Origin of the sequence: Hyphomicrobium sp., from assembly GCF_051860585.1 — a bacterium.
GTDB lineage: Bacteria > Pseudomonadota > Alphaproteobacteria > Rhizobiales > Hyphomicrobiaceae > Hyphomicrobium_C.
The window spans coordinates 290,091-316,335 of record NZ_JBHYDS010000005.1 but is presented as its reverse complement, the minus strand read 5'-3'; the positions used below and the strand labels follow the sequence as shown (position 1 = coordinate 316,335).

At 63.1% G+C, this 26,245-nt stretch carries 23 protein-coding genes, 1 tRNA gene and 1 pseudogene; 15 read left to right on the top strand and 10 right to left on the bottom strand.

The window, feature by feature from the left end; translation table 11 throughout:
• Positions 1-3 precede the first annotated feature (3 nt).
• Both ACTIFK_RS10705 and hemF read right to left on the bottom strand, forming a co-directional pair.
• Positions 4-1,032 (bottom strand): DUF4365 domain-containing protein, encoded by a 1,029-nt coding sequence (locus ACTIFK_RS10705; RefSeq protein ID WP_439543053.1) that lies wholly within the window; start codon positions 1,030-1,032, stop codon positions 4-6.
• 294 nt (positions 1,033-1,326) lie between these two features.
• Entirely contained in the window at positions 1,327-2,238 is a 912-nt protein-coding gene (gene hemF / locus ACTIFK_RS10700) for an oxygen-dependent coproporphyrinogen oxidase (RefSeq protein ID WP_439543052.1), read from the bottom strand.
• 177 nt (positions 2,239-2,415) lie between these two features.
• Here hemF and ACTIFK_RS10695 point away from each other — a divergent pair, with 177 nt between their 5' ends.
• Complete coding sequence (locus ACTIFK_RS10695; protein ID WP_439543051.1) at positions 2,416-4,257, top strand: ABC transporter ATP-binding protein; 1,842 nt, start codon at positions 2,416-2,418, stop codon at positions 4,255-4,257.
• 57 nt (positions 4,258-4,314) lie between these two features.
• On the opposite strand, the gene ACTIFK_RS10690 is transcribed toward ACTIFK_RS10695, so the two are convergent.
• Positions 4,315-6,567, bottom strand: a complete 2,253-nt coding sequence (locus tag ACTIFK_RS10690; RefSeq protein WP_439543050.1) for a TonB-dependent receptor — start codon at positions 6,565-6,567, stop codon at positions 4,315-4,317.
• 302 nt (positions 6,568-6,869) lie between these two features.
• The gene (locus tag ACTIFK_RS10685; RefSeq protein WP_439543049.1) at positions 6,870-7,373 is read right to left on the bottom strand and encodes a nucleoside-diphosphate kinase; all 504 of its coding nucleotides are present in this window, start codon (positions 7,371-7,373) and stop codon (positions 6,870-6,872) included.
• A 538-nt stretch (positions 7,374-7,911) separates the two neighbouring features.
• Between ACTIFK_RS10685 and ACTIFK_RS10680 the strand changes: the two genes are divergently transcribed.
• A tRNA-Gly gene (locus ACTIFK_RS10680) sits at positions 7,912-7,984 on the top strand.
• 356 nt (positions 7,985-8,340) lie between these two features.
• Here ACTIFK_RS10680 and ACTIFK_RS10675 read toward each other — a convergent pair.
• Positions 8,341-9,816, bottom strand: a complete 1,476-nt coding sequence (locus ACTIFK_RS10675) for a catalase (RefSeq protein WP_439543048.1) — start codon at positions 9,814-9,816, stop codon at positions 8,341-8,343.
• 239 nt (positions 9,817-10,055) lie between these two features.
• On the opposite strand from ACTIFK_RS10675, the gene ACTIFK_RS10670 reads away from it, so the two are divergent.
• Positions 10,056-10,598 (top strand): heme NO-binding domain-containing protein, encoded by a 543-nt coding sequence (locus tag ACTIFK_RS10670; RefSeq protein ID WP_439543047.1) that lies wholly within the window; start codon positions 10,056-10,058, stop codon positions 10,596-10,598.
• Entirely contained in the window at positions 10,598-12,130 is a 1,533-nt protein-coding gene (locus ACTIFK_RS10665; protein ID WP_439543046.1) for a putative bifunctional diguanylate cyclase/phosphodiesterase, read from the top strand. Before ACTIFK_RS10670 ends, ACTIFK_RS10665 begins: the two co-directional genes overlap by 1 nt.
• Before the next feature lie 397 nt (positions 12,131-12,527).
• On the opposite strand, the gene dprA is transcribed toward ACTIFK_RS10665, so the two are convergent.
• The 4 genes from dprA to ruvX all read right to left on the bottom strand — a co-directional run bounded on the left by dprA (position 12,528) and on the right by ruvX (position 16,044).
• The gene (dprA, locus tag ACTIFK_RS10660; protein WP_439543045.1) at positions 12,528-13,721 is read right to left on the bottom strand and encodes a DNA-processing protein DprA; all 1,194 of its coding nucleotides are present in this window, start codon (positions 13,719-13,721) and stop codon (positions 12,528-12,530) included.
• On the bottom strand, positions 13,708-14,397 hold the full coding sequence (plsY, locus tag ACTIFK_RS10655) for a glycerol-3-phosphate 1-O-acyltransferase PlsY (RefSeq protein ID WP_439543044.1): 690 nt from the start codon (positions 14,395-14,397) through the stop codon (positions 13,708-13,710). Before plsY ends, dprA begins: the two co-directional genes overlap by 14 nt.
• 160 nt (positions 14,398-14,557) lie before the next feature.
• Complete coding sequence (locus tag ACTIFK_RS10650; protein WP_439543043.1) at positions 14,558-14,992, bottom strand: MarR family winged helix-turn-helix transcriptional regulator; 435 nt, start codon at positions 14,990-14,992, stop codon at positions 14,558-14,560.
• Positions 14,993-15,543: 551 nt separating this feature from the next.
• Positions 15,544-16,044, bottom strand: coding sequence for a Holliday junction resolvase RuvX (ruvX, locus tag ACTIFK_RS10645; RefSeq protein ID WP_439543042.1), 501 nt, complete (start codon positions 16,042-16,044; stop codon positions 15,544-15,546).
• 192 nt (positions 16,045-16,236) lie between these two features.
• On the opposite strand from ruvX, the gene ACTIFK_RS10640 reads away from it, so the two are divergent.
• From ACTIFK_RS10640 to ACTIFK_RS10595, 10 genes and pseudogenes are all read left to right on the top strand, one after another.
• Entirely contained in the window at positions 16,237-18,528 is a 2,292-nt protein-coding gene (locus ACTIFK_RS10640; RefSeq protein ID WP_439543041.1) for a fused MFS/spermidine synthase, read from the top strand.
• Between the two features lie 131 nt (positions 18,529-18,659).
• Positions 18,660-18,947 (top strand): Asp-tRNA(Asn)/Glu-tRNA(Gln) amidotransferase subunit GatC, encoded by a 288-nt coding sequence (gene gatC / locus ACTIFK_RS10635; protein WP_439543040.1) that lies wholly within the window; start codon positions 18,660-18,662, stop codon positions 18,945-18,947.
• Between the two features lie 13 nt (positions 18,948-18,960).
• A complete protein-coding gene (locus tag ACTIFK_RS10630) occupies positions 18,961-19,236 on the top strand; it encodes a hypothetical protein (RefSeq protein ID WP_439543039.1) in 276 nt (91 codons plus the stop codon).
• On the top strand, positions 19,236-19,664 hold the full coding sequence (locus ACTIFK_RS10625; protein ID WP_439543038.1) for a hypothetical protein: 429 nt from the start codon (positions 19,236-19,238) through the stop codon (positions 19,662-19,664). The genes ACTIFK_RS10630 and ACTIFK_RS10625 overlap by 1 nt, the downstream gene beginning before the upstream one ends.
• 3 nt (positions 19,665-19,667) lie before the next feature.
• Positions 19,668-21,197: an Asp-tRNA(Asn)/Glu-tRNA(Gln) amidotransferase subunit GatA gene (gene gatA / locus ACTIFK_RS10620; RefSeq protein WP_439543037.1), complete on the top strand. Its 1,530-nt coding sequence runs from the start codon at positions 19,668-19,670 to the stop codon at positions 21,195-21,197.
• 1 nt (position 21,198) lies between these two features.
• Complete coding sequence (locus ACTIFK_RS10615; RefSeq protein ID WP_439543036.1) at positions 21,199-21,534, top strand: chorismate mutase; 336 nt, start codon at positions 21,199-21,201, stop codon at positions 21,532-21,534.
• Positions 21,531-21,830, top strand: coding sequence for a hypothetical protein (locus ACTIFK_RS10610; RefSeq protein WP_439543035.1), 300 nt, complete (start codon positions 21,531-21,533; stop codon positions 21,828-21,830). Before ACTIFK_RS10615 ends, ACTIFK_RS10610 begins: the two co-directional genes overlap by 4 nt.
• A gap of 12 nt (positions 21,831-21,842) precedes the next feature.
• On the top strand, positions 21,843-23,417 hold the full coding sequence (gene gatB, locus ACTIFK_RS10605) for an Asp-tRNA(Asn)/Glu-tRNA(Gln) amidotransferase subunit GatB (protein WP_439543034.1): 1,575 nt from the start codon (positions 21,843-21,845) through the stop codon (positions 23,415-23,417).
• Positions 23,414-23,793, top strand: a pseudogene (locus ACTIFK_RS10600) (cupin domain-containing protein). Before gatB ends, ACTIFK_RS10600 begins: the two are co-directional and overlap by 4 nt.
• A gap of 152 nt (positions 23,794-23,945) precedes the next feature.
• Positions 23,946-24,494, top strand: coding sequence for a hypothetical protein (locus ACTIFK_RS10595; RefSeq protein WP_439543033.1), 549 nt, complete (start codon positions 23,946-23,948; stop codon positions 24,492-24,494).
• 333 nt (positions 24,495-24,827) lie between these two features.
• On the opposite strand, the gene ACTIFK_RS10590 is transcribed toward ACTIFK_RS10595, so the two are convergent.
• Complete coding sequence (locus tag ACTIFK_RS10590; protein WP_439543032.1) at positions 24,828-25,298, bottom strand: tRNA (cytidine(34)-2'-O)-methyltransferase; 471 nt, start codon at positions 25,296-25,298, stop codon at positions 24,828-24,830.
• Positions 25,299-25,662: 364 nt separating this feature from the next.
• Between ACTIFK_RS10590 and petA the strand changes: the two genes are divergently transcribed.
• Positions 25,663-26,235, top strand: a complete 573-nt coding sequence (gene petA, locus ACTIFK_RS10585; protein ID WP_439543031.1) for a ubiquinol-cytochrome c reductase iron-sulfur subunit — start codon at positions 25,663-25,665, stop codon at positions 26,233-26,235.
• The last annotated feature ends 10 nt before the right edge of the window (positions 26,236-26,245 follow it).

Here is a 26,245-nt window from a genome sequence, read left to right as displayed (position 1 = left end):
ATGCTAACGTGTTGAGTTTGGTATTCCTAGAAATTCGATTATTGCAATCGATATTATTTCGTTTTCAGCATTCGAAATGCCCGTATTGTCAGCCAACTCGTTGAACCGCGAAAAGTTTGATTGTAGAAAAGTTAGCATATTTTCTATGTCAAGCTCAATCGTGACCTTGCCTGAATCGCATTCCTGCTGCTTGGCTCGGTGAGCAGAGCATACGCAGGACCAATACGCCATAAGGCCAGAGCCCTGCCAATCAAGGCATGAAAAATAGAACCAATTGAAAAAAGCGTCAGCCTTGACGTACCAAGCCACAACCTCTGCTATTTCAAATAGCTCCCGTGGGTCGTTGTCGTATCCTGCTATCGCGATATCAACGCGTCCCTGAAGAGCGCGGCGGAGCTTTTCGTTTCGCATTATTCGGTCTGAAAATTGTTCTAAGTGTACCGTATTCCCGGACGCAACGTCAGACCTATCTACGGCGTAGAAAACGTAGTCTGACGTTCCGAGCATCTCGTTGACCGCCCAGTATTCCTCAATTGCATCTTCGGTATCATAGGTCGGCCCAGCTATGCCCAATAGTCGATCTTTTGCATCTAAGCCGAAAATATTACGTTTCGGAATTGTGATTTTCCACCCCGACTGCGTGGGTTCAGTGTCGTGAACGTCGAACTTGCTCCAATAACATCGTTTCTCCAGCGGGTCGAAAAGTACTATGATTAGAGGCATCGGAAGATTGGAGTAGTAGTTAAGGTGCTTGCGTTGACCGTAGAAAGTAATGCCGGTTGAGGTCTCATTGGCAAAGAAAGATGGTCCCGATTTAATTTGGACCGCGATCGACCGGCCGGTAACGCCGCCGTTTGCGTCGATTATGTCGATGTAGCCGTCAATGCCAAAATCATATTCAAGGCTGAGTCGGCGAAACATCCAGAAAAGCTCGTCGTTCACAATTGTTGAAACGGCATTTATTCCGGCTTCGCTGATCCTAGTGTTGGCTAGACGTTTTGGAAGGTTTTGGGACATCGGATTTAACATCATGCATTATCTGGAGGCGGGAGTTTTTAAAATGCGCCGATGAACTTCCGTTGAGCGAGAGGAATTTAACACGCTCAGCTGTTCGCAGGTCAAGGGTGCTACAGTTATCACCGGTAGCCGCGCAAGTTAGAGCTCCGAAAGATCGTGTCTCGGTTCAGTGCCGCTCCCTACATGGGTTCACGCGGCTATGGCTCCCCGTTCGCACCGTTTTCACTTGGGGAGAGGGGCGGGTGAGGGGCAGTTGTTGCGCTGCTACTTCTTTTCCTTCCTCCGTCAAAGCGGTGAGAGGAGGCACGATTACGGCCACTTCACCACAGGCGGCAGCGACGACAGGATGCTGTCGACGTTTCCGCCGGTTTTCAGGCCGAACATGGTGCCCCGGTCGTAGAGCAGGTTGTATTCGACGTACCGCCCGCGCCGGACCAGTTGCTCTTCCCGGTCGGCATCCGTAAACGGCATCGAATAGTTGCCGCGCACCAGCATCGGATATACGCGCTGGAGCGCGCGTCCCACGTCCTGCGAGAACGCGAACCCTTCCTCCCATCCGCCTTGCTCGGGCGTCGGCGTGATGTAGTCGTAGAAGATGCCGCCGATGCCGCGCGCTTCCTTGCGATGCGGCAGATAGAAGTACTCGTCGCACCATTTGCGCAGCTTCGGATAATCGGCGATGCCCTCGTGCGCCGCGCATGCGCCATACATCGTGGCGTGGAAGGCGAGGCTGTCTGCGTCCTCTTCCTTGCGCCGCCGGTCGAGCACCGGCGTCAGGTCGGCGCCGCCGCCGAACCACCACTTGCTCGTCACCACCAGGCGCGTGTTCATATGCACGGCCGGCACGTTGGGGTTCTGCGGATGCGCGATCAGCGAGATGCCCGACGCCCAGAAGCGCGGATCTTCGTCCGTGCCCGGAATCTGCTTGCGGAACTCGGGCGCGAACTCGCCGAACACGGTCGAGGTGTGCACGCCGACCTTCTCGAACACGCGCCCCTTCAGGACGCTCATCTTGCCGCCGCCGCCCGGCGCGCCCGTGTGATCGGTGCGCTCCCAGGGCGTCTGCACGAAACGGCCGGCCGGCTCGCTCCCGAGCGGCGCCGTAGAGGGGAGATCGGCCTCAAGCTGCTCGTAGGAGGCGCAGATCTCGTCGCGAAGCGTCTGAAACCAGGCTTCAGCCGTGGCCTTCTTCGCTTCGATGTCGTGCGCCGCGTCCGTCATGGTTGTCTTTTCCTCGCCTGTGTCCCACATCGTCCATGTGTGTCCCACATCATCCTTGGCCATCGTTTAGGCAACATGGCCGGGTAGCGCATACCTTGATCCAGGACAAACGAGAAGAGTTTTGCGCCACGGACGGTTGCGGGCTCTCGTCGCGCCGGTGACCAGAGAAAGAACCTGATGCTCCGTTGGTTTGAGACCCGAATTGACCCCTTTGCACCGGCCCCGCAGGAACGTCCGCCCGCCGACATAGCGGCGTTCTACTGGCACTATATCAAGCCCGTCTGGCGTCCGTTCGCCGTGCTGCTCGTCATCGGCTTCGTCGGCTCGGTGATCGAGGTCTTGCTGATGGCCTTTGTCGGCAACCTCGTCGATTTGATGCGCGCGGCCAGTTCGCCGCAGGCCTTCTTTTCGGAAAACGCCCCCGTTTTGACGCTGATGTCGCTTGTCGCGATCGTTGCCCGGCCGATTGTTTCGACCATTCACGATCTGGTGAAAAACCAGATGATCACGCCATCGGTGACGACGCGCATCCGCTGGCAGACGCACACCTACGTCCTGCGGCAGTCGCTCGGCTTCTTCCAGAACGACTTCGCGGGCCGCATCTCGACGCGCATCATGCAGACCGGCGCCTCGCTGCGGGATTCGGTCGTGCAGGGCGTGGACGCCATCTGGTTCATGGCCGTGCACGTCATCGGCGCGCTGGTGATCTTCTGGGAGGCGGACGCACGCCTCGTCGTGCCGCTGCTGGCATGGATCGGCCTCTATGCCGTGGTGCTCCGCATCTTCGTGCCCCGCATTCAAAAGCTGTCGACCGAAGCGTCCGAGGCCCGGTCCTGGCTCACGGGCCGCGTCGTGGACAGCTTCACCAACATTCTGACAGTCAAGCTCTTCGCCCACGCGGAGCGCGAAGAAGCCTATGCCCGCGAGGCCATGCAGGCCCATCTCGAACGCCACCAGGCGTCGCTGCGCAACCTCACGGTCATGGAGTTCGTGCTCTACACGTTGAACGGCGCGCTGCTGGTGTCGGTGGCCGCACTCGCGCTCTGGCTCTGGAGCCACGATGCCGTCACCATGGGCGCCATCACCGTCGCCATGACGCTGTCGATCCGCATCATCGCCATGTCGGGCTGGATCCTGTTCACGGTCGCCGGCATCTTCGAAAACATCGGCGTCGTGCACGAGGGCATGCAAACCATCTCGCGTGACTACGAGGTCGTCGATCGACCTGACGCGCCCAGCCTCGAGGTGCCCAAGGGCGAGATCCGCTTCGAGAACGTCCGCTTCCACTATGGCAAGACCAAAAGCGTTCTCGAGGAGGTCTCGCTGACCATCAAGCCGGGCGAGAAGGTCGGCATCGTCGGCCGCTCCGGCGCGGGTAAATCGACGCTCGTGAACCTGCTCTTGCGCTTCTACGACGTGGAAGCCGGACGCATCGTGATTGACGGCCAGGACATTTCGCAGGTCACACAGGAAAGCCTGCGCGCCAACATCGGTCTGGTGACGCAGGACACCTCGCTCCTGCACCGCTCGGTGCTGGACAACATCCTCTACGGCCGCCCGGAAGCGGGCGAGGCGCAGGCCGTCGCGGCGGCCAAGCGGGCCCACGCCCATGAGTTCATTCTGGGCCTCGAGGACATGAACGGACGCCACGGCTATCAGGCCCATGTCGGCGAACGCGGCGTCAAACTGTCGGGCGGGCAACGCCAGCGCGTCGCCATCGCGCGGGTCCTGCTCAAGAACGCGCCGATCCTCGTGCTCGACGAAGCCACGAGCGCGCTCGACAGTGAGGTGGAGGCGGCCATCCAGGAGAGCCTGTCGGCGCTGATGGCCGGCAAGACGGTGATCGCAATCGCGCACCGTCTCTCGACCATCGCCGCCATGGATCGCCTGATCATCATGGACGAAGGCCGCATCGTCGAGCAGGGCAACCACGCGGAGCTGCTTCGCCGTGGCGGCCTCTACGCCAGCCTGTGGGCCCGCCAGTCCGGCGGCTTCCTCTCGAAGGACGCAGCAGAATAAAAAAGTCCCGGCTTCCGTTTCGGAAGCCGGGACCTGATCGTACATTGCGCCGAAGCTTCAGAAGCGTCCCGTCAGTGTCATGCCGACGGTGCGCTCATCTCCAATGAAGCCATAGGCCGGAGAAAGCGGCGGGTTGTTCCGCGTATCGACGGACGTGAGATACTTTTCGTCGAACAGGTTCTTGGCGAAAAGCGTCAACGTGAATTGCTCCCACTCCCAGCCCACGCTCGCATCGACGACGGTGTATGCGTCGATCGCCCGCTCCGAGATGTTGGCGATGTTGCCGAAGCTGAAATAACCGTCCGTGTGACGGACATTCGCACCCGCGAACCAACCCGCAGCCGAGCGATACATCGCGCCCACTGCGAACGTGTAAGCCGGAGCTTCCGGATACTCTTTGCCGGCGAAGTCGACGCCATTGATGTCGAGCTCGTCGTAGTTTGATTGAATCAGTCCGAGATTTGCGAAGAGTTGCAGCTCGCGGAGCGGTTTCCAACGGGCTTCGAACTCGGCGCCATAAGCGTGAGAGCTGCCGGCGTTGAAAAATTCCGACACGTTATAGACGTTATCGAGCACGACGACCTGCTGGTCGGTGTAGTCGTAGTAGAACGCGTTGGCATTGAACTCGAGCGTCTTGTTCAGCCAGTTGGAGCGATAGGACAACTCGTAGGCATCCAGATACTCCGGATCGACGCTCGACACTCGATCGCCGATCGGCAGCCGCACGATCTGCTGGAAGCCGGTGCGATAGCCCTTGTTATAGGTCAGACCGACCGTTTCGTTCACCGTGAGATCGTAGGTGATACCGAGCTTGGGAAGAAACTCGTTGAAGGTCTCTTTTGTGTAGTTGTCGTTGACGTCATAAGTGAACGTGTTGGTGTTCAGAACGATGGTGTTCTCGGTCGTTTCGACGGTATCGCGCAGAAGTCTGCCGCCCGCGATCAAGGACCAGCGGTCCAAGCGATAGCGGAGATCGGCATAGGCGGCGAGGCTGCTCGTTTCGGCAGCGACTGTCCCGGTGCCGTAGGGAACGTAGTTGTCCGGGCCGCCGAAAAAGTAGCCGAGGTTCGCGGTCTGGTTCGAGAAGTTGTCGCGCGAGAACCGGCCGTAGAACACGCCCAGCACGCCCGAGATGCCGTTGCCCTGGTTGTCGATCTCGAGCCTCACGTCCTGAGTGAAGTCGCTGCCATCGGTATGGTCGCCATCGCGTGCGAACGCCGCGCCGATTGGAGTCTTGATGAGAGCGAGTGTATCGGCATAGGCGGTCACGCTGCGGATCGTCAGGCCTGGCATGAACTCGTATGAGAGGTCGGAGACATAATTGTCCGCCGTACCCTCGCGGAAGTCGGTGAATGCTGCCGAGTACGTAAGCTCGCGAGCGAAAAAGTCCGGCCCTGAAACGAAGGCGCTGCCGGGCTCGTCGTTCGTGTGCGAGATGGTGAAGAGGGCGCTGAAACCGGGCAGGGCGTCCGGTTCGATCAGCAGCTTGCCGCGCAAAGTGTCATAGGCGTCCGTGCCCATTTCCGCGTTCTTCGGCTCTGTGTAGCTGATATCGCGCTCGCGCTCGGTCTTGTAGCCGGAGAGTCGGAACGCGGATTGTCCGGCCACGATCGGCGCGTTGAGGACAAAACCGGTGCCATACAAATCGTTGGTGCCGATCGTGCCCTCGACGACTCCACCGAGCTTGTAAGTGGGATCGTTGGTCTTGACGATGACGGCGCCGCCGAGTGAATTGCGCCCCTGCAGCGTCGACTGAGGGCCGCGCAGCACTTCCACCTGGTCGATATCCCACAGCGCGCGTGCGCCGCGGCGCACGGCGTCCGAATTCTGCGTCGCGCCGTCGATAACGACGCCAACCAGCGGCACGGCGGAGATGTGCTGATTGCCCGTCTGGCCTTCCGAGTTCATTCCGCGGATGGCGAAGCCGGAATTCGGATCCTCGCTCGTGACGACGTTTGCGGCCTGCCCGACCGCTTCGTCCAGATCGCGGATCTGCCGCTCTTCGATATCCTGCCCGCTCACGATGCCGACGCTGGTCGTCGTGTCGCGCAGGGTGCGAGTGATTTTCTCGCCCTCGACCACCTGTTGCTCGAGAACCGGCTGGTTCGCTTGCTGTGGCGCGCTCTTGCGCAGCTTCTCTTTCCTGACGTTGCGCTTGGCAGGCGCCTCGACGACCAAGCCGGGAAGCTCGATCGTTTCCGTCTCGGCTTGCTCAGCCGGTGCTCCGGCCTCCTGCGCGATGACCGGGTGAACCCACCCGGCCGCAAAGAGCAGAGCCAGCGAAGATGTCGTCAACTTTATGCCGTGCACTGTAAGTCCCCCACGTCTAATCCCTGGCCCACAGCTAAACCAACGATCAAAACATTGTCGACAAAAAAAGTAATGTATGTTGATGCAGGGATTACTGAGGGGGCCACACGCGCAGTACGGATGACATGTACAGGGAGCGTCCGGGGCGGAGTTCGACCCCTCGTCAACGTGCTCTTGCGCCTGGCGGCTTTCTCTCGAAGGACTCCGCGGAAGAGCCGCCGCGCCTCCGAGATCCGGCATGCACGTTCGTGTAGCCGGACCTCGGTGCGTCGGTGCCTCGGTGCGTCGGGTGTGCGGCCGGCTCAGGCCGCGCTCGGTCCCGGATCGTCGTTCGTTGCGTGCGCCGCGCCATTTCCCTTGGCCGACGCAACCGATCGGAACTGCAGCACCGCTGCCGTTGCAGCCGCGTGCTCCCGTCGCCGTGCTGCTTCCGGCTGGTAGCAGACCTTCTCGAGCCGCAGCGGTTCGATGATGCCGTTCTCCTTTCTGAGGGGATACACGTCGCCTTCCTTGAGGCCCAGGAGGGCGAGCCCACGCAACGTCGTGACCGGCAGCGACAGGCCATGCGTCGCCGACTTTTCATCACGCGAGAGCACGCGCTGCTCGGCGCTGCCGCCGCCGACGCTGAACGCAATGCGGCTGTCGATCGTCGCGGTGCGTGCGTGGATCAGCTCGGTGGGAACGACAGTGGCCGTTTCGAGCTTGTGGCGCAGCAGCTGCAGGTAGGCGTCGGTGTTGCGCCCGTCGGCCAGCAGGGATTCCAGGAACAGATGATCCTTGGCCGTCAAGTGAACGGTCGATGTCATGGCAAAACTCCGTCAGGCCGGATGTTCGATCCGGCGATGGCTCGCGCACATCCCGACGAGGCGGAGACCGGCTCGTCTTACGGAAACGCGAAAAACGAAAACCTGCAGCGTCCGGTCCGATGTGATCGGAGCGGACGACGCTCGAAAGGTTTCAGCGATTGCGGTGTGGAGAGTGTCCCTGGCCTCGGGGGTCGATAGGCCGAGCCAGGGCTACGCGCCTGCGATGAGGCGGCCCGACTTGAAATCCAGCATTGGCACAGCGACGGAATGCATGGAGCCCGATCCTGATGACGCGTGCAGCATATCAGATTTGGAGATGAAAGGGAATGCGCGGGCGCGCGCCCTTGCGTCGCGTAGGCTGGAGCACGCCTGCCAACGCCGAAAAAGAAAACCAGGGCGCCCGGTCTCCGTCGCGTGCCGAAGATCGAACGGCCCTGGCGATTGCGTGTCGAAGGCTTGCGCTTATTCGGCGGCGAGTGCGCTGGGGCCTATGGTAGGCTGTCCGACCGGACCGGACAGACCCGGAGTACCGGCACGCGCGGCCGTAGCTCAACGGTAGAGCACTCAGGCACCACCTGAGAGATCGTCAGTTCGAATCCGGCGCGGCTGCAGGGTGGGCATCCGAAGCGCCACGCGCGACGGTGCAGGCATAAAAAAACCCGGTCAGCAGCCCCACCCCAGGCTAGTGCGTGATCACCTCGGGGCGGCCGTCCTGGCGGCGAGCAATCACTCCCGCCGCTTTCGTCTCCGTCAGCAACTCTGACAGCGACGGAATGCATGGAGCCCGATCCTGATGATGCCTGCAGCATATCAGATTTGGGGACGAAAGGGAACGTGCGGGCGCGCGCCCTTGCGTCGCGTAGGCTGGAGGACCTGCCAACGCCGAAAAAGAAAACCAGGGCGCCCGGTCTCCGTCGCGTGACGAAGATCGGAACGGCCCTGGCGATTGCGTGTCGAAGGCTTGCGCTTATTCGGCGGCGAGTGCCGCCGGCAGATCGGCCTTGGAGAGGCCCATGCGCTCGGCGACTCCGAGGCCGTATTTCGGATCGGCCTTGTAGAAGTGGCCGACCTGACGCTTGACGATTTCGACCGGTACGCCCTGCATGGCGGCCGCGATGTTGTCCATCAGGCGACCCTGCTGCACGGCCGTCATCAGGCGGAAGAGGTTGCCCGGCTGCGTGTAGTCGTCGTTGCCGTCGCGATGATTGTAGCGGTCGGCTGCGCCGTCGAGGGCCAGCGCGGGCTCCGCGAAGCGCTTGTCCTCAGCCGGGCCTTCGAACGAATTCGGCTCGTAGTAGGCGTTGGCGTTGCCGGTATCGTTCTGGAAAAAGCGCATTGCGCCGTCCTTGTGATAGTGGTGCACGGGGCACTTCGGCGCGTTGACCGGCAGGTGCTCGTAGTGCGTGCCCAGGCGGTAGCGGTGCGCGTCGGCATAGGCGAAGATGCGTGCCTGCAGCATCTTGTCGGGCGAGAAGCCGATGCCGGGAACGATGTTCTTCGGCGCCAGCGCGAGCTGCTCGATCTCGGCGAAATAGTTGTCCGGGTTGCGGTTCAGCTCCAGCACGCCGACTTCGATCAGCGGGAACTCGCCGTGCGGCCAGACCTTCGTCAGATCGAAGGGATTGTAGCTCGTGTGCTTCGCCTGCTCCTCGGTCATCACCTGGACGTACATGGTCCAGCGCGGAAAGTTGCCAGCTTCGAGGGCGCCGAACAGGTCTTCCTGCGTGGATTCGCGCGTCCGCCCGACAACCTCGGCCGCTTCCGCGTTCGTCCAATGCTTGTGGCCCTGCTGGGTCTTGAAGTGGAACTTCACCCAGTGGCGCACGCCCTCGGCGTTGATGAACGAGAACGTGTGCGAGCCGAAGCCGTCGACATGGCGGACGTCCGTCGGCAGGCCGCGATCCGACATCAGGATCGTCACCTGATGCAGGCTCTCCGGCGACAGCGACCAGAAATCCCACATCGCCGTCGGCGAGCGCATGTTGGTCTTCGGATGGCGCTTCTGGGTGTGGATGAAATCGGGGAACTTGAGCGGATCACGCACGAAGAACACGGGCGTATTGTTGCCGACGAGATCCCAGTTGCCTTCGTCCGTATAGAACTTGATCGCGAAGCCGCGCACGTCGCGCTCGGCGTCGGCCGCGCCCATCTCGCCCGCGACGGTCGAGAAGCGAAGGATCAGCGGCGTCTCCTTGCCGACCTTGGAGAAGATCGACGCCGTCGAATACCGCGTGATGTCGTGCGTCACCTTGAAGGTGCCGTAGGCGCCCCAGCCCTTGGCATGCACGGTGCGCTCGGGGATGCGCTCGCGGTTCTGGTGCGCGAGCTTCTCCAGAAGATGGAAATCCTGCAGCAGCAAGGGTCCGCGCGGTCCGGCAGACAGCGAGTTCTGGTTGTCGGCGACCGGCGCGCCGTTGGTCGTTGTGAGCGTTGTCTTCGTCATGTCCATCCGCCTCTTTAGAGAGTTTCCAGACGAGTACCCCGGTGGGTCGATAAGCACAACTCATATTGCCGGATAGGTCCGATAGGAAACGCTTATGATCGAGCGCGTGAATTGCGGGAAATTATCCCCGATCTGGCAATCTCCGCGTGCAGAATCCGGAAACAATCCGCCGTCGGCGTATAAATGAAAAAATAACGTTTAATTGCCAGTGTTTAGTCGTCGGTACGGGGACATTGGCGATGAAGGGTATCGTGTTTACGGAGTTTCTCGACTACGTCGAGGCAACCATAAGTAGCGACATGGTCGACGACATCATTGACGATTGCAGCTTTTCACATGGCGGCGCTTTTACCGCAGTCGGCACCTATCCCTTCCAGGACATGGCCGCGCTCGTCGGCGCGCTGTCGCAGCGGACCTCGGTTCCCATGCCGGACCTGCTGCACGGGTTCGGCCATCATTTGTGCGGCCGCTTCGCGAACCTCTATCCGCAGTTCTTCGAGACGCAAAAGTGCCTGTTCGACTTTCTCGAAAGCGTGAACGATCAAATCCATGTCGAGGTGAAGAAGCTCTACCCGGATGCTGAGCTTCCAGCCTTTGAAACGCACGCCCGAACCGGCAACCGGCTCGACCTCGACTATCGAAGCTGCCGGCCGCTGGCCGCGCTCGCCGAGGGAATGATCGAGGCCGCGTCGGAGCACTATCGCGAGCCGGTTGCAGTCACCGCCCAGCGGATCGACGACGGCGCGGCGAGCTTCGTAAGATTTTCGATCAGGCACCAATAATGACGGACAAGTGCGAGAAGGGCGACGATGAGCAGCTCCGGCGGCTGGAGCGGCGTGTGGACCGGGAGCGGGCCGCGCGCCACGAGGCGGAGAAGCTTCTCGAGCAGAAATCGCGAGAACTCTATTTCGCCAACCAGCGACTCCTCGCTTTGGCTGAGGGTCTGGAACAACGCGTCGAGGAGCGCACGCAGGAGCTGGTGGCTGCGCGAGAGAACGCCGTCAGGCTCGCCGAGCGCGATCAGCTGACCGGCTTGGCCAATCGCATGTGTTTTGCCCGGCTTCTGAGCGAGGCGATCGAAGGCTGGAGTGTCGGCAACCATCGCTTCGCGCTGCTATTCATCGATCTCGATCGCTTCAAGGAGATCAACGACACCGTCGGCCATGACGCTGGCGACGCCGTCCTGCAGCATGCGGCCGCTTTGATCAAGAAAGCCATCCGCGGCCACGATATCGTTGCGCGGCTCGGTGGAGATGAGTTTGCCGTCATCTGCAATTTCATAGAGTCTCCGTGCGACGTCGAACGCGTCGCCGAGCGCATCATGGCCGAATTCCAGAAGGCTCTCAGCTTTCGCGGCAGGATCTTGCCCGTGGCCTGCTCGATCGGTTCGGCGCTGGTGCCGGACGACGCGTGCAATCAAATCGATTTGCAGCGCTTCGCGGACATTGCGCTCTATCGCTCCAAGTCTGCTGGCCGCTCCGTCTATACCGCATTCAGCGCAACCATGAACGTGGAGATACACGAGCGGCAGACGCTTGAAAGCGCTCTCAAATTAGCTCTCCGCAACGGCGACATCGAGCCTTGGTTTCAGCCTATTCAAAGCGTTGATGCCGGCGATACGGCCGCCGCGGAGGTCTTGGCGCGGTGGCGCAAGGCCGACGGGTCGATTGAACCGCCAGCCAAGTTCATCCGGGTTCTTGAAGAATGCGGTCTCATGCGCGAGCTCTTCGTCAGCGTGCTCACCGCGAGCTGCCGCGCCGCGCGTCCATGGGTGGAACAGCAGCGATTGCAGTATCTGTCGGTCAACGTTTCACCCGGCCAGTTCAAGCGTGGATCGCTGCTGGATGACGTCGACCAGGCGCTCGAGCAGACCGGCTTTCCTCATGGCGCGCTCCAACTCGAGATCACGGAAGAGGCGCTGATCTATGATCTTCACGCCGTCAGCAGTCAGCTCGAGGAGCTGACGCAGCGTGGTGTCCGTATCGCCCTCGATGATTTCGGGAGCGGGTATTCGAGCATCGGCTATCTGCGGCGGCTGCCGATCCACACGTTGAAGCTCGACCGGTCATTGATATCGGATGTCGCGACAGACGTGCGTGCGCGCGCAATCGTCAACGCGATCGGCGAGATTGCGCGGGCTCTCGGAGTCGAGCTGGTGGCCGAAGGCGTCGAGACCGAAGCGCAGGCGCTTTGGCTTGGCCGCGCCGGATGCAACCTGCTTCAAGGCTACCTGTTCGGCAGGCCGGTATCCCGCGAGACGTTCGAGGCCCAACTTTTGCGGGCCGCGCCGATGCCATCGAACCTCAGTGCCTGACGCCCTCATACGTCCCAGGCGTGACCGCTGACATTTGCCTGTCGAGAACGCCCGCTTGCGCGGCGCCCGCACTCGATCAGGCGATACAATTTAAGGTATACTAAAATACCACTTTGCAACCAAGCAGAGTAAACGTAGTCTGAGGACAGATGTTCGTTCACGAGAGTGATTAGGGTTCATGCAGTCGGGCAACCATGAGGTGAGGCCGTGCAAAATATATCGAAGCTGAAGTTTCCCAGCACGAATTTGCCATCGCAACAAGAGACAGCCGAGTATATTTCGGAGATGCTGCTTGAGATGAAAGGGCTCGCGGCCAAAACCGACTTGACTGTACTGGCTGTGTTGCTTGCGTTGGCACATCACGAAGCCGATTTCAGGTCGAAAGACGGCCGCTGACTCACAGTTTATCGGGCGACCGCGATACGAGCTGAAAGCCGTGCCGCGTGATTTCACCCGCAAGATCTAATTCCATCAGCAGAACACGCATTTCGCGCGCCCCGAGAGCGGTCGCGCGGGCCAATTCGTCGATATCGACGGGATGCGGTCCGAGAGCGGCCAGAACGCGATCGCCGTCGTGCTGTCCAAGCGTGACGGGCGGACTCACCGCGCGGTCGTTGTTGGGCCAACTCGCCGGACCGGCCGCCGCGTGTTCCGGCAACGCGTGTTCCCGCAAAGCGCGCGGCGTCAATTGCGCTTCGAGCGCGTCCAGAACGTCTTGGGGCTGCGTAACGAGCGTCGCACCGGCTTTGAGGAGCTGGTTCGTCCCCTCGGCGCGGGGATCGAGCGGATGCCCCGGGAGCGCGAATACCTCCCGGCCTTGCTCGGCGGCAAACCTCGCTGTGACGAGCGTTCCCGATCGGCGCGCCGCCTCCACGACGACGACGCCGAGCGACAATCCCGAGATCAGGCGATTGCGGCGTGGGAAATCCTTTCCACGCGGCACGAAGCCCGGAGGCTGTTCCGTCACGAGGCAACCGGCCTCGCCGATGCGGGCATGCAACGCCGCATGCTCGGGCGGATAGACGATGTCCGCGCCGCCCGCCATCACGGCGATGGTGCCCTCGCGCAGGCTGGCTTCATGCGCGGCTGCGTCCACGCCGCGCGCAAGCCCGGAGACGACGACGAGCCCCGCTTCGGACAGCGCGCTGCCGAACATCCGCGCCATCTTGAGGCCCGCGGCCGAAGCCTGACGCGATCCGACGATCGCCACCGCGGGACGGGCGAGAAGCTCGGCGCGGCCTTTGATGTAAAGCATGGGCGGTGGCGCGTCGACGGCGGCCAACGCTGCGGGATAACCGGGCTCGATCGTGAACAGGAGCGTCGCGCCCGCGCGCCGGGCGGCGGCCATCTCGGCCTCCGCGTCCGCTTCCGGGCAAATCCGCAACGGGCGGCCGGAGCGCCGTGCCATCGTGGGCAGAGCGCGGAGCGCCTCGGCAGCTCCACCGAAATGATTGATCAACTCGCGGAAGGTGACAGGACCGACCTGCGCCGAGCGGATCAGGCGGAGGCACGCCAGCCGTTCGCTGTCGTTCAGCGCGCAGACGGGAAGCGGCGCCGCCGTGAAGAGTGTGGATGGATCACGCTTTGGCACCGATTTTCGGCTCCTCGCCGCGGAGCAGCCGCTGGATGTTCGCGCTGTGCTTCCAAAGCAGCAGCGCCGACATTGCGAGGGCCAGGATGGCCTCGATGATGTGGCCGAGCGCAAGCAGGGCGACCGGTGTGGCAACGCTCGCCGCGAGGGCGGAGGCCGACGAATACCGCGTCGCGTACGCGGCCGCGAGCCACACGCCGCAGAAGATCAGCGCGCCCGGCCAGGCCAGACCGCCGATGACGCCGATGTACGTGGCGACGCCCTTGCCGCCCTTGAAGCCGAGCCAGACCGGGAAAATGTGTCCGATGAACGCGGCGAACCCGGCAATCACCGCGCCGTCGACGGCATACCCGTACGCGGCGCCGATGCGATAGCCGATCAGCACCGCCGCGGTGCCCTTCAGCGCATCGAGCAGCAACGTCAGCGCCGCGAGGCCCTTATGGCCGGTGCGCAGAACGTTCGTCGCGCCGATGTTGCCCGAGCCGATCGAGCGGATGTCGCCGAGCCCGGAAAGGCGCGTGAGCAGGAGGCCGAACGGGATGGAGCCGAGAAGATAGCCGAGAGCGGCAGCGCCACCGTAAGCGGTCAGGGCATCGCCCGGAATTGCGGCGCCGACAGCCGCCAGAACGACGCTCACGAGCGTCGCGCCGCCGATGACAAAAAAGCCGCCAGCCATGTGAATGCACCCCGATTGCCCAATCCCCGCCAACGGAGATCCCCGCCAAACGGAAGCTAGTGCCACTCGTGGCGTCGGGCAACGGAGAGTTGTGCGGAAGCCGCTCGCTGGCCCGATGAGGGCCAGCGAGAGAGGAACGACGGACGGCCCGGCGCTTGGCTTAGCGGCCGTTGCGCTGCGACTCGGGATCGACCGCGAGCACAATCCGCGACAGGGACTTGAGGAACAGGTCGCGCTGCGTGGGCGCGAGCGCCGAAAGGATCTTTTCGTCGGTGTTGCGGGCGGCCGGCTCGGCCATCCGCAGGGCGTTTTCGCCCTTGTCCGTGAGGCGTACGGCGTAGCGGCGCGCGTCGCGGCGCGTCCGGCGGCGCTGCACGAGGCCGCGCGAAGTCAGGCGCCGAACGATATCGGCCATCGTCGAGCGGTCGATTCCGGTGCGGTCGACAAGCGTGGTCTGGCTCGGCTCTTCGCTGTTCGAGATGGCATTCATGACGGCGAACTGACGCGGCGTCAGCCCGAGCTCGCCAACGCTCACCGCGAACATCTCATCCGCGCATTGGCCTGCCCTGTGAAGCAAGTGCAGCGCTGACGACATACGATCGTCTCCAGCATCGTTTTTCATTGTTTTATCCATTCCATGGCTGCTGCGTTAGAGGCATTGAACCCTGCTGGAGCGGGGGCTCCGGCATACAAAACCTCAAAACGAGCAATTGAGCCGTGTAGATCAGATGCTTTCCGAAACTCACGACCCTGATTATGCGCGATCGAATAGTTTTTTTGAAGGCTACGAAAGATATTGTGCCTGCCGCTGTACGCGCCATTGTCTCAAGCGAGAACGACACCATATGGCTTCGACCGGCGCGGCGCATGAAGACAAGTGTTCACGAATTTTGTCTGCGTGGCGTGTGGTCACGCACGCCAGGCAAAACAACCAGACATTGTTTCGTCGGACCGTAAATCCCGATAGTCCTCGACCCATTCCCGTGAGCATTCGTCTAATGCTTCGCGCTGCGTCGAGTTCCGCGGATGATCTTTAATTTTACGTATTTACGCATGTTTCGTGACTGACGGCGCGTGCACTCTGAACGAGTTCCCTGGCTGGTTGCAAAGCGCCTCGAACTTGCCCGTCAACGATGCCGGAACGTTTTAGTTGGCAAAACGCCGCATGCGGTCGAGTGCACCTTGCAGGATGAGCGTCGCGGCGAGTTTGTCGATCACTTCACCGCGCCGCTTTCGGCTCGCGTCAGCCTCGATGAGCATGCGCTCCGCTTGCGACGTCGTCAGACGCTCGTCCCAAAGCAGGATCGGCAACGGGCTGAGGGCGTTCACGTTGCGCGCGAACGCACGTGTACCCTGCGCCCGTGGGCCCTCGGTCCCGTCGAGGTTGACCGGAAACCCGAGCACGAAGCCGGCGATCGCATGCTCCCGGGCGAGGTCGAGCAGCCGTGCGGCATCGATCGAGAACTTCGTACGGCGGATTGTTTCGAGCGCGGAACCGATCGTTCGCGTCACGTCGCTCAACGCGAGCCCGATCGTCTTCGTCCCGGCATCGATGCCGATCAGCCGGCCGGGCCCGATGAGGCTCGAGAAGGTCTCGGCGTCGATGAAAGTCGTTCCTCGCTGAGCGGGTGAAGGGTCAGCGGTCATGGAGTGAAGGCCTTGGGTATGGTCATGCGGCCTTATACGACGCCCGGACGGAGAAGCGAAACAGCGGGGTTAACCGTGGTGATGCGGAGGGAAAAATGGCTGCCTCGGCACCCCTGACACTCGCCGGCTTACCGTCTATGGTCCCGCGCACGGCGGAGCGGGCGCACAAGATGCCCGGCCCAAGGAGGATATGTGACTCAAGACCCGCAGGCCGCTAGCGGCGCACGGCCCATCGACGTTCGCAGCTCTTCCGGCATCGCGGTTTTCACGGGCACGACCTTTCTCTCGGCGGTGTTGCTGTTTTCGGTCCAGCCGATGTTCGCCAAGATGGTGCTGCCATTGCTGGGCGGGGCGCCGTCCGTCTGGGCCGTGGCGCTGCTGTTCTTCCAGGGTGCGCTTCTTGTGGGATACGCCTACGCCCACGTGCTGGTGCGCTATGTTCCCGCTCACCTGACCGGCTTCGTGCACCTCGCGGTGTCCGCCTCCGCGCTGCTGGCGTTGCCGATCGCCATTCCCGCCGGCTGGACATCGCCCCCGCCGGGTGACGCCTACCTTTGGCAACTCGCTCTGTTCACGGTCGCCATCGGCCTGCCGTTCGTCGCGGTGTCGGCGAATGCGCCGCTCATTCAGGCCTGGTACGCGCGCACCGGACTGCCCTCGAGCGCCGATCCCTACTTTCTCTACGCGGCATCCAACCTCGGCAGCCTTCTGGCGCTGCTCGGGTATCCCTTCTTGTTCGAACCCGTCTTCGGGCTCAAGACGCTGGCGCTGGTCTGGACGATTGGCTTCGTCGGATTGATGGGCGCGCTCGCGGCTTGCTTCATGATCGTCAGACGCTCAGGCCCCGCGCGTCCGCAGGATGACGCCCTGGCCGCCGCCGTGCCCGCGCGCCCAGAGCCCGATTGGCGCGCGCGCGCGTCGTGGGTGGGCTTGGCGTTCGTGCCGTCGGCGCTGCTGACCGCCTTTACCACCCATGTTGCGACGGACGTCGCGTCGGCGCCCCTGATCTGGGTCATCCCGCTCGCCCTCTACCTCGCGACGTTCGTGGTCGTGTTTCGCGAGCGCGCCCTCATTCCGCCGCGGCTGCTGCTGGCGCTGCATGCCGTCGCAACGGTCATGGCCCTGCTGCAACTCGCGCAGGTCGAAAAGGAGACGTGGTTCTACGCGGCGGGCTTCGGCATCGGCGCGTTCGTCACGGCGACCCTCGTCGCGCATCGCACGCTCTACGAGAGCCGCCCCGACGCGCGCCACCTCACTGAATTCTACATGTGGATGTCGGTCGGCGGCGTGCTGGGCGGCATCTTCGCGGCGTTGATCGCCCCGCAGATCTTCTCCGAGGTGTTCGAGTACCCGCTGCTGCTGGCGCTGAGCTTCGCCTGCCGTCCCGGCGCCTTGAACCTCAAAGGCGCGAGCCGCAACTCGCTCGTGCTCCTGGCCGCCATCGTGGTTTTCGCCGCCGCCGTGATCGCGTGGGCGCCGGACATTGCGCGGCACTACCAGATCGGATTTGGCGGCTGGGGATCGACGGCGGGCATCGCCGCCGGCTTTGCCGTCGCGGCCTTGGCGCTGTGGCGCTTCCCGCCGCACATGCTGGTCGTCGCGCTGGGGCTGTACCTCGTTGTCGTGTTGCTGCCGTCGGGCGTCCACCGCGGCACGGCGCAGCGGAGCTATTTCGGCGTCTACCGCGTCATTCAATCCTACGACGGGCAGTTCAACGTGCTCCAGCACGGCACGACGCTGCATGGCGCGCAGCGCATTCGGGACCGGTACGGCAGGAACGTCGCGAGCACGACGCCGGTCACCTATTACCACATCTATGGTCCCATGGCCTCGGCGGTGCGGCTCACCAGCTCGATCGCGGCCGCCATGCGCGTCGAGCCCAAGTTCGGCGTCATCGGCCTCGGCGCGGGATCGCTCTCCTGCTATGCGGGCTCCGGCGAGACATGGCGCTTCTTCGAGATCGACCCAGTGGTCGTCGAGATCGCCAAGTCGAAGAATTTCACGTTCCTGTCGAATTGCCAGCCGAAGGCCGACATCGTGCTCGGTGACGCGCGCCTGACGTTCGCGAAGGAGCCCGCCGAAAGCTACGACCTCCTGATCGTCGATGCGTTTTCCTCCGACGCCGTGCCGATGCATCTCCTGACGTCGGAAGCTCTCAGCATGTACGCCTCGAAGCTGAAGCCGCTCGGGGCCGGCGTGCTGCACATCTCGAACCGCTATCTGGATCTCGAGCAGGTGTTGGCCGCCACCGTGCCGACCGTCCCCGGCCTCCACGCCCTGGCCATCGTCGATCCCTCCGAGGACGACGGCTATTCCGTGACCGGCTCGACGGTCGTCGTCTTCGGCACGAGCATGGAAGCCATCGACCGGTTCCGCGCCCTCCCGGGCGCGCGCAATCTGCCGGCCCCCGAACTCAAGCCGTGGACCGACGACGCGTCCGACGTCCTTGGCCCCTTCCTGTCGCAGTACCGCAAGCGCCACTGAGCGGCGGACAGGTCCGCCAGCCGCGCTGAACAGGTGCCAATCCGCCGCGGAGTTGCACGGCGGGGGCCAGCCCGCTATGAGAAACACGCGGCGCGTCGGGAGCCGCCAATCTCCGGCTCTGAAGAGGCCTCATGCACGTTGACGAAACTACCGTGCGGCGCATTGCGCGGCTGGCGCGCATCAAGATCACGGACGACGAGGCCAAAAGCCTCGAAGGCGAGCTTTCGGGCATCCTGAACTGGGTCGAGCAGCTCGACGAGATCGACACGGCCGGCGTCGAGCCGATGACGCGTGTCGTCGCCCAGAACCTCAAGATGCGCGACGACAAGGTTGACGACGGCGAAATCGCCGACGCGGTTTTGAAGAATGCACCCATGGTCGACGATCACTATTTCGTCGTCCCGAAGGTGGTGGAGTAGGGGAGGCCCGGACATGTCCAAGTTGTTCGCACTGCTGGCCGTCGCGCTGATCGCAACCGGCCTTCTGGTTCTCGCCGTGCCGCGTGAGGAGGCGGCCACGGGCGCCCGGTCCCTCTCGCCGCAAAGCGTGAGCGAGACACCTGTCTATCTTCTGAAGGCGCGCGAATTTGCCGAGCAGGCCAATGCGCCGCTGTCGATTTTCTTTGGTCTTGTGAGTCTCTTTTATTCGCGGCGCAGCTATCACATCAACAAGGCGCGCGCAGAAGCCGAGAAAGCCCGGTCCACCTGATGCAGAAATTTCACAACCTCTCCGCGCGTGCCGCACTCGTCGCACTCGTCCTCGCCGTGTCGGCCTCGGTCAGCCTCGCCGATGGCGAGCGCGCGACCTTCCTCACAGGCCAGTACGCCACCGCCGATCAGTGCGCCAAGCTGCGCAAGATTGAGGCCGGCGAACCGCGCAACGTCGGCACGGCGCCTGAGCTGCTCGACGAGACAGGCTTCCACGGCTGGGAACACGACTGCGCCTTCACGAAGGTGTTTGAGCACAAGCCCGGCAAGTCGTGGGCCGCGATGATGATCTGCTCGGAAGGCATGTCGATGAAGCCCGAGCTGTTCGCCTTCTTCAAGGAAGGCGAAGAGGACCGCTTCGAGGTCTCCGGCACGAACGACGAGCAGCCCGAGGTTTACGCGCGCTGCGACGCCAATAAGGGAAAGTAAATCGTGACTGATCTTACGCGCCTGACGCTGGCGGAAGCGCGCGACGGGCTCAAGTCCAAATCGTTCTCCGCGACCGAGCTGACCCAGGCCCATCTCGCAGCGATTGACGGCGCCAACGCGTCGCTCAACGCCTACGTGCTCGTCACACCCGACCATGCGCTCGCGCAGGCCAAGGCCGCCGACGCCCGGATCGCCAAGGGGGACGCGCGTCCCCTGGAAGGGCTTCCGCTCGGCAACAAGGATCTCTTCTGCACGGAAGGCATCCGCACCACCGCCTGCTCGAAGATCCTCGACGGCTTCACCCCCACGTATGAGTCGACCGTCGGCGCCAATCTCTGGAACGCCGGCGCCGTCATGCTGGGCAAGCTCAACAATGACGAGTTCGCCATGGGCTCGTCGAACGAGACCAGCGCGTTCGGACCCGTCGTCTCGCCCTGGCGGCGCAATGGCAAGCAGGACAAGCTCGTGCCGGGCGGCTCCTCCGGCGGCTCGTCGGCGGCGGTCGCGGCCGGCCTCTGCCTCGCCGCCACGGCAACAGACACCGGCGGCTCGATCCGCCAGCCCGCAGCCCTCACCGGCACGGTCGGCATCAAGCCCACGTACGGGCGCTGCTCACGCTGGGGCATCGCCGCGTTCGCGTCCTCGCTCGATCAGGCGGGTCCGATCGCCAAGACGGTGCGCGACGCCGCCATCATGCTGGGCTCCATGGCGAGCCACGACCCGAAGGACACCACGTCCGTCGATGCGCCCGTTCCCGACTACGAGGCCGCGCTCGCGAAGGGCGTGAAGGGGCTCCGTATTGGCGTGCCGAAGGAATACCGCGTCGAGGGCATGTCGAAGGAAATCGACGCGCTCTGGACGAAGGGCATCGAATGGCTGAAGGCGGCCGGCGCCACGATCCACGACATCAGTCTGCCGCACACGAAATACGCGCTGCCGGCCTATTACATCGTCGCCCCAGCCGAAGCCTCGTCCAACCTCGCCCGCTATGACGGCGTGCGCTACGGCCTGCGCGTTCCGGGCCGCGACGTGATCGATACCTACGAGAACACCCGCGCCGCGGGCTTCGGCAAGGAAGTGCGCCGCCGCATCCTGATCGGCACCTACGTGCTCTCGGCGGGCTACTACGACGCCTACTATCTCAAGGCCCAGAAGGTCCGCACCTTGATCAAGCGCGACTTCGATAACGCCTGGAGCGATGTCGACGTGGTGCTGACGCCGACGACGCCGTCGCCCGCCTTCGCGTTCGGCGAAAAGACCGGCGATCCGCTCGCCATGTACCTTGAGGACATTTTCACGGTTACGGTCAACATGGCCGGATTGCCGGGTCTCTCCGTTCCGGCCGGCCTCTCGTCGGAAGGCACGCCGCTCGGCCTGCAGCTCATCGGCAAGCCCTTCGACGAAGCGACGCTGTTCCGCGCCGCCCAAGCCATCGAAGACGCTGCCGGCCGCTTCACGATCGACGATCGCTGGTGGTCTGGGGCAGCGAGCCCGGCCGCGGCGTCCGCCAAGAAAAAGCCTGGAGGCAAGTGACATGGACCCGAAACGCCCCTGGGATTGCGCGGACATGACCCAGGTCCGCGACCAGATCGACCGCATCGACGCGGCACTCGTCGACTTGATCGCGGAGCGCTTCGGCTACGTCGAGCGCGCCTGGCAGCTCAAGAAGGACCCGAGCGAGGCGAGCGTGCCGTGGCGCATCCAGCAGGTCATCGACAAGGTCAAGACCCAGGCGCGCCAGCGCGGTCTTCCCGCTGAGATGATTGAAATGGTCGGCGCCCAATGGCGCAACATGATCGGCTGGTTCGTGCAATACGAGGAAGAGAAGCTGCGCAAGCAGGAAGCGAGCAGCGGCGGACCCCGCGAATGATCCCGATCAATTCCTTCGACCCGATCACGCTGGTGCTGCTGGCCGCCGCCAACCCGGCGGTGATCGCGGTCGCGTTTCTGATGGGTCGCCATGCGGATCAGTGGCAGAAGCTTCCGGTCGCCGCCTTCGCAGCCGCGCTCGTAGGGTTCATCGTCTATTGGCTCGGCGGCCAGTTTGGCCTGTTCGCGATCCACGCCATCGGCGGCGAAGCAGCGCTGTTGCTGCTCGGTTTCGCCTTCGGCCTCGCCTGGGCCGCGCTGGGATATTGGTTCTCGCGCAACAAGACCGCGCAATAGGAAGTCCGACGGATGCAAAGCACGGCCAAGAACAGCGGCAAGAACAACCTGATCGCCGGCGCCACCGGCGACTGGGAGGTCGTGATCGGCTTGGAGGTCCACGCCCAGGTCGCGTCCGCTTCGAAGCTGTTCTCCGGCTCTTCGACGGCCTTCGGCGCCGAGCCGAACAGCCATGTCTCGCTGGTCGACGCCGCCATGCCGGGCATGCTGCCGGTCATCAACAAGGAGTGCGTGGCGCAGGCGATCCGCACCGGTCTCGGCATCAAGGCCGCGATCAACCTCAGAAGCGTCTTCGATCGTAAGAACTACTTCTATCCCGACCTGCCGCAGGGCTATCAGATCAGCCAGTACAAGCAGCCGATCGTCGGTGAAGGCGAGATCGAGATCGACGTCGACGGCGACGGCGATGCCAAGCGCGTCGGCATTGAGCGCCTGCATCTCGAGCAGGACGCCGGCAAGTCGATCCACGACCAGAGCCCCGAGTTTTCGTTCGTCGATCTCAACCGTTCGGGTGTCGCCCTGATGGAGATCGTCTCGAAGCCCGACCTGCGCTCGTCGAAGGAGGCGCAGGCTTACGTGACCAAGCTGCGCACGATCCTGCGCTATCTCGGCACCTGCGACGGCGACATGGAGAAGGGCAACCTTCGTGCGGACGTCAACGTGTCGGTCCGCAAGCCCGGCGACGCGCTCGGCACGCGCTGCGAAATCAAGAACGTCAATTCCATTCGCTTCATCGGCCAGGCCATCGAGGTCGAGGCGCGCCGCCAGATCGACATCATCGAGGACGGCGGCAAGATCGACCAGGAAACGCGCCTGTTCGACCCCGGCCGCGGCGAGACGCGCTCGATGCGCTCGAAGGAAGAGGCGCACGACTACCGCTACTTCCCCGATCCCGACCTGCTGCCGCTCGAGTTCGAGCAGGCCTACGTCGACGATCTTGAACGGCACCTTCCGGAGTTGCCGGACGAAAAGAAAGCACGATTTATGCGCGACTACGGTCTAAGCGCATACGACGCAGACGTGCTGGTGGCGGAACGAGAAAAGGCGGACGACTTTGAAGAAACCCTCAAGGAGGAGGACAAGCTGCGAGAGGCGGCTGCTACTGGAATCAAGGCGGAAGCAAACATCACAGAACAGGACGATCGGCTAGAGGCCACCGCGATCATTCGAGATCGGAAACCTGCAGCGAACTGGATAATTAATGAATACTTCGGACGCCTCAATAAGGAAGGTTTGACGCTCGATTTGAGCCCAATAAAGCCGAGCGTGAATGCGCAAATTATCTCGATGATCTCGGATGGGACAATATCTGGCAAGATCGCCAAGGATCTGTTCGAGATCGTCTGGACCGAAGGCGGCGACCCGGTCGACATCGTCAAAAAGCGCGGCATGAAGCAGGTGACCGACACCGGCGCCATCGAGAAGGCCGTCGACGAAATCATCGCCGCCAATCCGGCCAAGGTGGAGCAGGCGAAGGCCAAGCCGTCGATGCTCGGTTGGTTCGTCGGGCAGGTCATGAAGAACACCGGCGGCAAGGCAAACCCCGCCGCCGTCAACGAGATCCTGAAGAAGAAGCTAGGGCTCTGATCGTGTCGAAGTCGGCGGCGCGTTTCGACATAGCCGAAATCGCAGCCTCGTTTCCCCCGACTGCCGGGACGCTTCTGCTCGACCGCTATCTGACCGACACGGCCCACGCCAGCGCCCGCGTCTTCCGCGTCTACAAACCGACGCCGCCGCACGACCACGCCACGTGCGATGCGACGTCAGCACCGAAGCCGAGTTCGGACCGGGCCAGTTGCTCTACTTCACGAAGGGCACAGTCCATGCCTTGCCGAAGATGATCGAAGAACCGCTTGTCTTCCTGTCGGTCGATGCGCCTCGGCGCGACCCAAAGGACGTCATCTTCGTCGATCCGGCGGATGGAACACCGGAAACATTCGTGCGTCCCGTTGACGGCGACTGACGGCGGCCCGGTTCGCCCGCCTCGCTAAACCTGCGGCCCCGCCGACACATGCGCGGAGAAATATCGCTGTCACGGACCCGAGCACCGTTTTCAAGCGTTAGCTCAATTGTCAACGTGGGCGTCGAGAATCGGCGCGGACGCCAGGGGTACTCATGAACGGCTTACGGAAAGCGGCCACACTCACCAAGGCATGGCTCAAGCGGTCTCGCATCGCGGTCGCGGCGGCTCTCGTCGTCGCGCTCGCCGTGACGGCGGCGCCCGCCGTCGATGCGGCCCCGCAAGCCGTCGGCCCGTTCGCCAATCTTGACGGCTGGTGGGGCGGCGCCGGCCGTCTCCGCTTCAAGGACGGCAAGACCGAGGACGTGAAATGCCGCGCCACCTACTTCATCGAGGGGCAGGGCGAGCAGCTCAAGCAGACGATCCGCTGCGCCTCCGGCAGCGGCAAGATCGAGGTGCAAAGCACGGTGCGCCACTCTGGCGGCAAGCTCAAAGGTGAGTGGACCGAGGTGATGTACAACATCACCGGCGTGCTGGACGGCGAGGTGACGCCGCGCGGCTATCGCGTCACTGTGAGCGGCACGGAAGGCACCACGCTGTCGGCGAACATGGACATCATCGTCAAGGACAAGCGGCAGATGGTGGAGATCCAGTTCTTCAGCGAGACGCTCGTCGGCCTCACTTTGTTGCTGAACAAGGGCTGACCTCGCGACTCCCTTGGAGATATGGGAATCGGCAATCTACTGCCTACTGCCTACTGCCTACTGCCTACTGCCTACTGCCTACTGCCTTCAGCGACGCGCTTCACTTTCCCTCTCCCGGGACGGGAGAGGATGCCCGTCGAGCCCTTCGGCGAGACGGGCAGGTGAGGGACTTGCGGTGAGAGACACGGTTCGAGCGCAGAGAGACCCCTCATCCGCCGCTCCGCGGCACCTTCTCCCGAAGGGAGAAGGAAGCGAGGCGTTCGCCACGCGCCACGCTACTGCCTACCGCTGCCCGCTGCCCGCTGCCCGCTGCCTGTTGCCCTCTTCACTGGCCTACTGCCTACCCGGAAACCCTCCCGTCTGGCGCAGCGCCTCGCCGAGCACCATGGCCGCGGCCACGGCGATGTTGAGCGAGCGCAGTCCGGCCCGCACGGGAATCCGCACGCGCGCATCCGCAACGTCATGGACTGCCGCGGGAACGCCCGCGCTCTCGCGCCCGAGCAGCAGCACGTCGCCGTCCGAAAATCCGAACTCGAAATGCGCGGTCTCGGCGTGCGTCGTCAGCAGCACGAGCCGGGCGGGCGGCGTGCGAAGGGCGCGAGCCTGTTCGAAGGTCTCGAAGCTCTCGTGACGGACCAGTTCGACGTGATCCAAATAGTCGAGTCCAGCCCTCCGGAATGAGCGGTCGCTGAAATCGAATCCGGCGGGCCCGATGAGATCGACAGGCACGCCGAGGCACGCGGCGAGGCGCAGGATTGTGCCGGTGTTCTGGGGAATATCGGGTTGATAAAGTGCGAGCCGCATGAAGTTCCTGGCAAAACGAAGTGTGCGCCACTTTGACCCGTGGCGTGCGGGTGGAGCAGCCTTGAGCGGCCCCCCAAACGGTGCAAGAACAAGTTCCGAATGTAACGACGCGGGTGTGGCATCCGTCAAAGGCGAGGGGATGGGTTCGCCGTGACAGGACGCGAAACTTGCGCACGAAGCGAGGCTCAGTTAGTGCTTCGAGTCTGCTTTAGAGCGTGCGCATCGTCTCGTCCGTCGCGATAAATCCGGTTCCTTGCGGGGCTTCAAGAAAGAGTCGGAAACGATCCGCCGCTGTCTTGTCCCACCGTCCTTGTCCCACCGTCGCGTTGCGAGAGTTGAACATCCTCGAATCTGGAGGGGTTACGTGGCAAGCGAAGCCGAAGAGCCAAATCGCCGAGATTTCATTGTGATCGCGGGCAACGCGTTCATCGCCGTTGGCGCCGCGGCCACGCTCTGGCCGTTCGTCGATCAGATGAACCCGGACGCAGGTGCCCAGGCTTTGGCCTCGGTCGAACTCGACCTGTCTCCCGTCAAGGAAGGCCAGGCCATCACGGCCATGTGGCGCGGCAAGCCGATTTTCATCCGCAATCGGACCGCGGACGAGATCAAGCAGGCCGAGGCGACACCTCCCGCTGACCTCCCCGACAATTCGGCGCGCAACGATCTTCTTCCGGAGTCGACGCCCGCCTTCGACAAGAACCGCGTCAAGGATGGCAAGGCCAACTGGCTGATTCTCGTTGGCATCTGCACCCACCTCGGCTGCATCCCGAAGGGACAGTCGATGGGCGACGCCAGGGGCGATTTCGGCGGCTGGTTCTGCCCGTGCCACGGCTCGCACTACGACACGTCGGGCCGCATTCGGAAGGGCCCCGCGCCGCGGAACCTCGAGGTGCCGCCGTACGAGTTCGTCTCCGACACAAAAATCAAGATCGGCTAAGGGGCGGGAC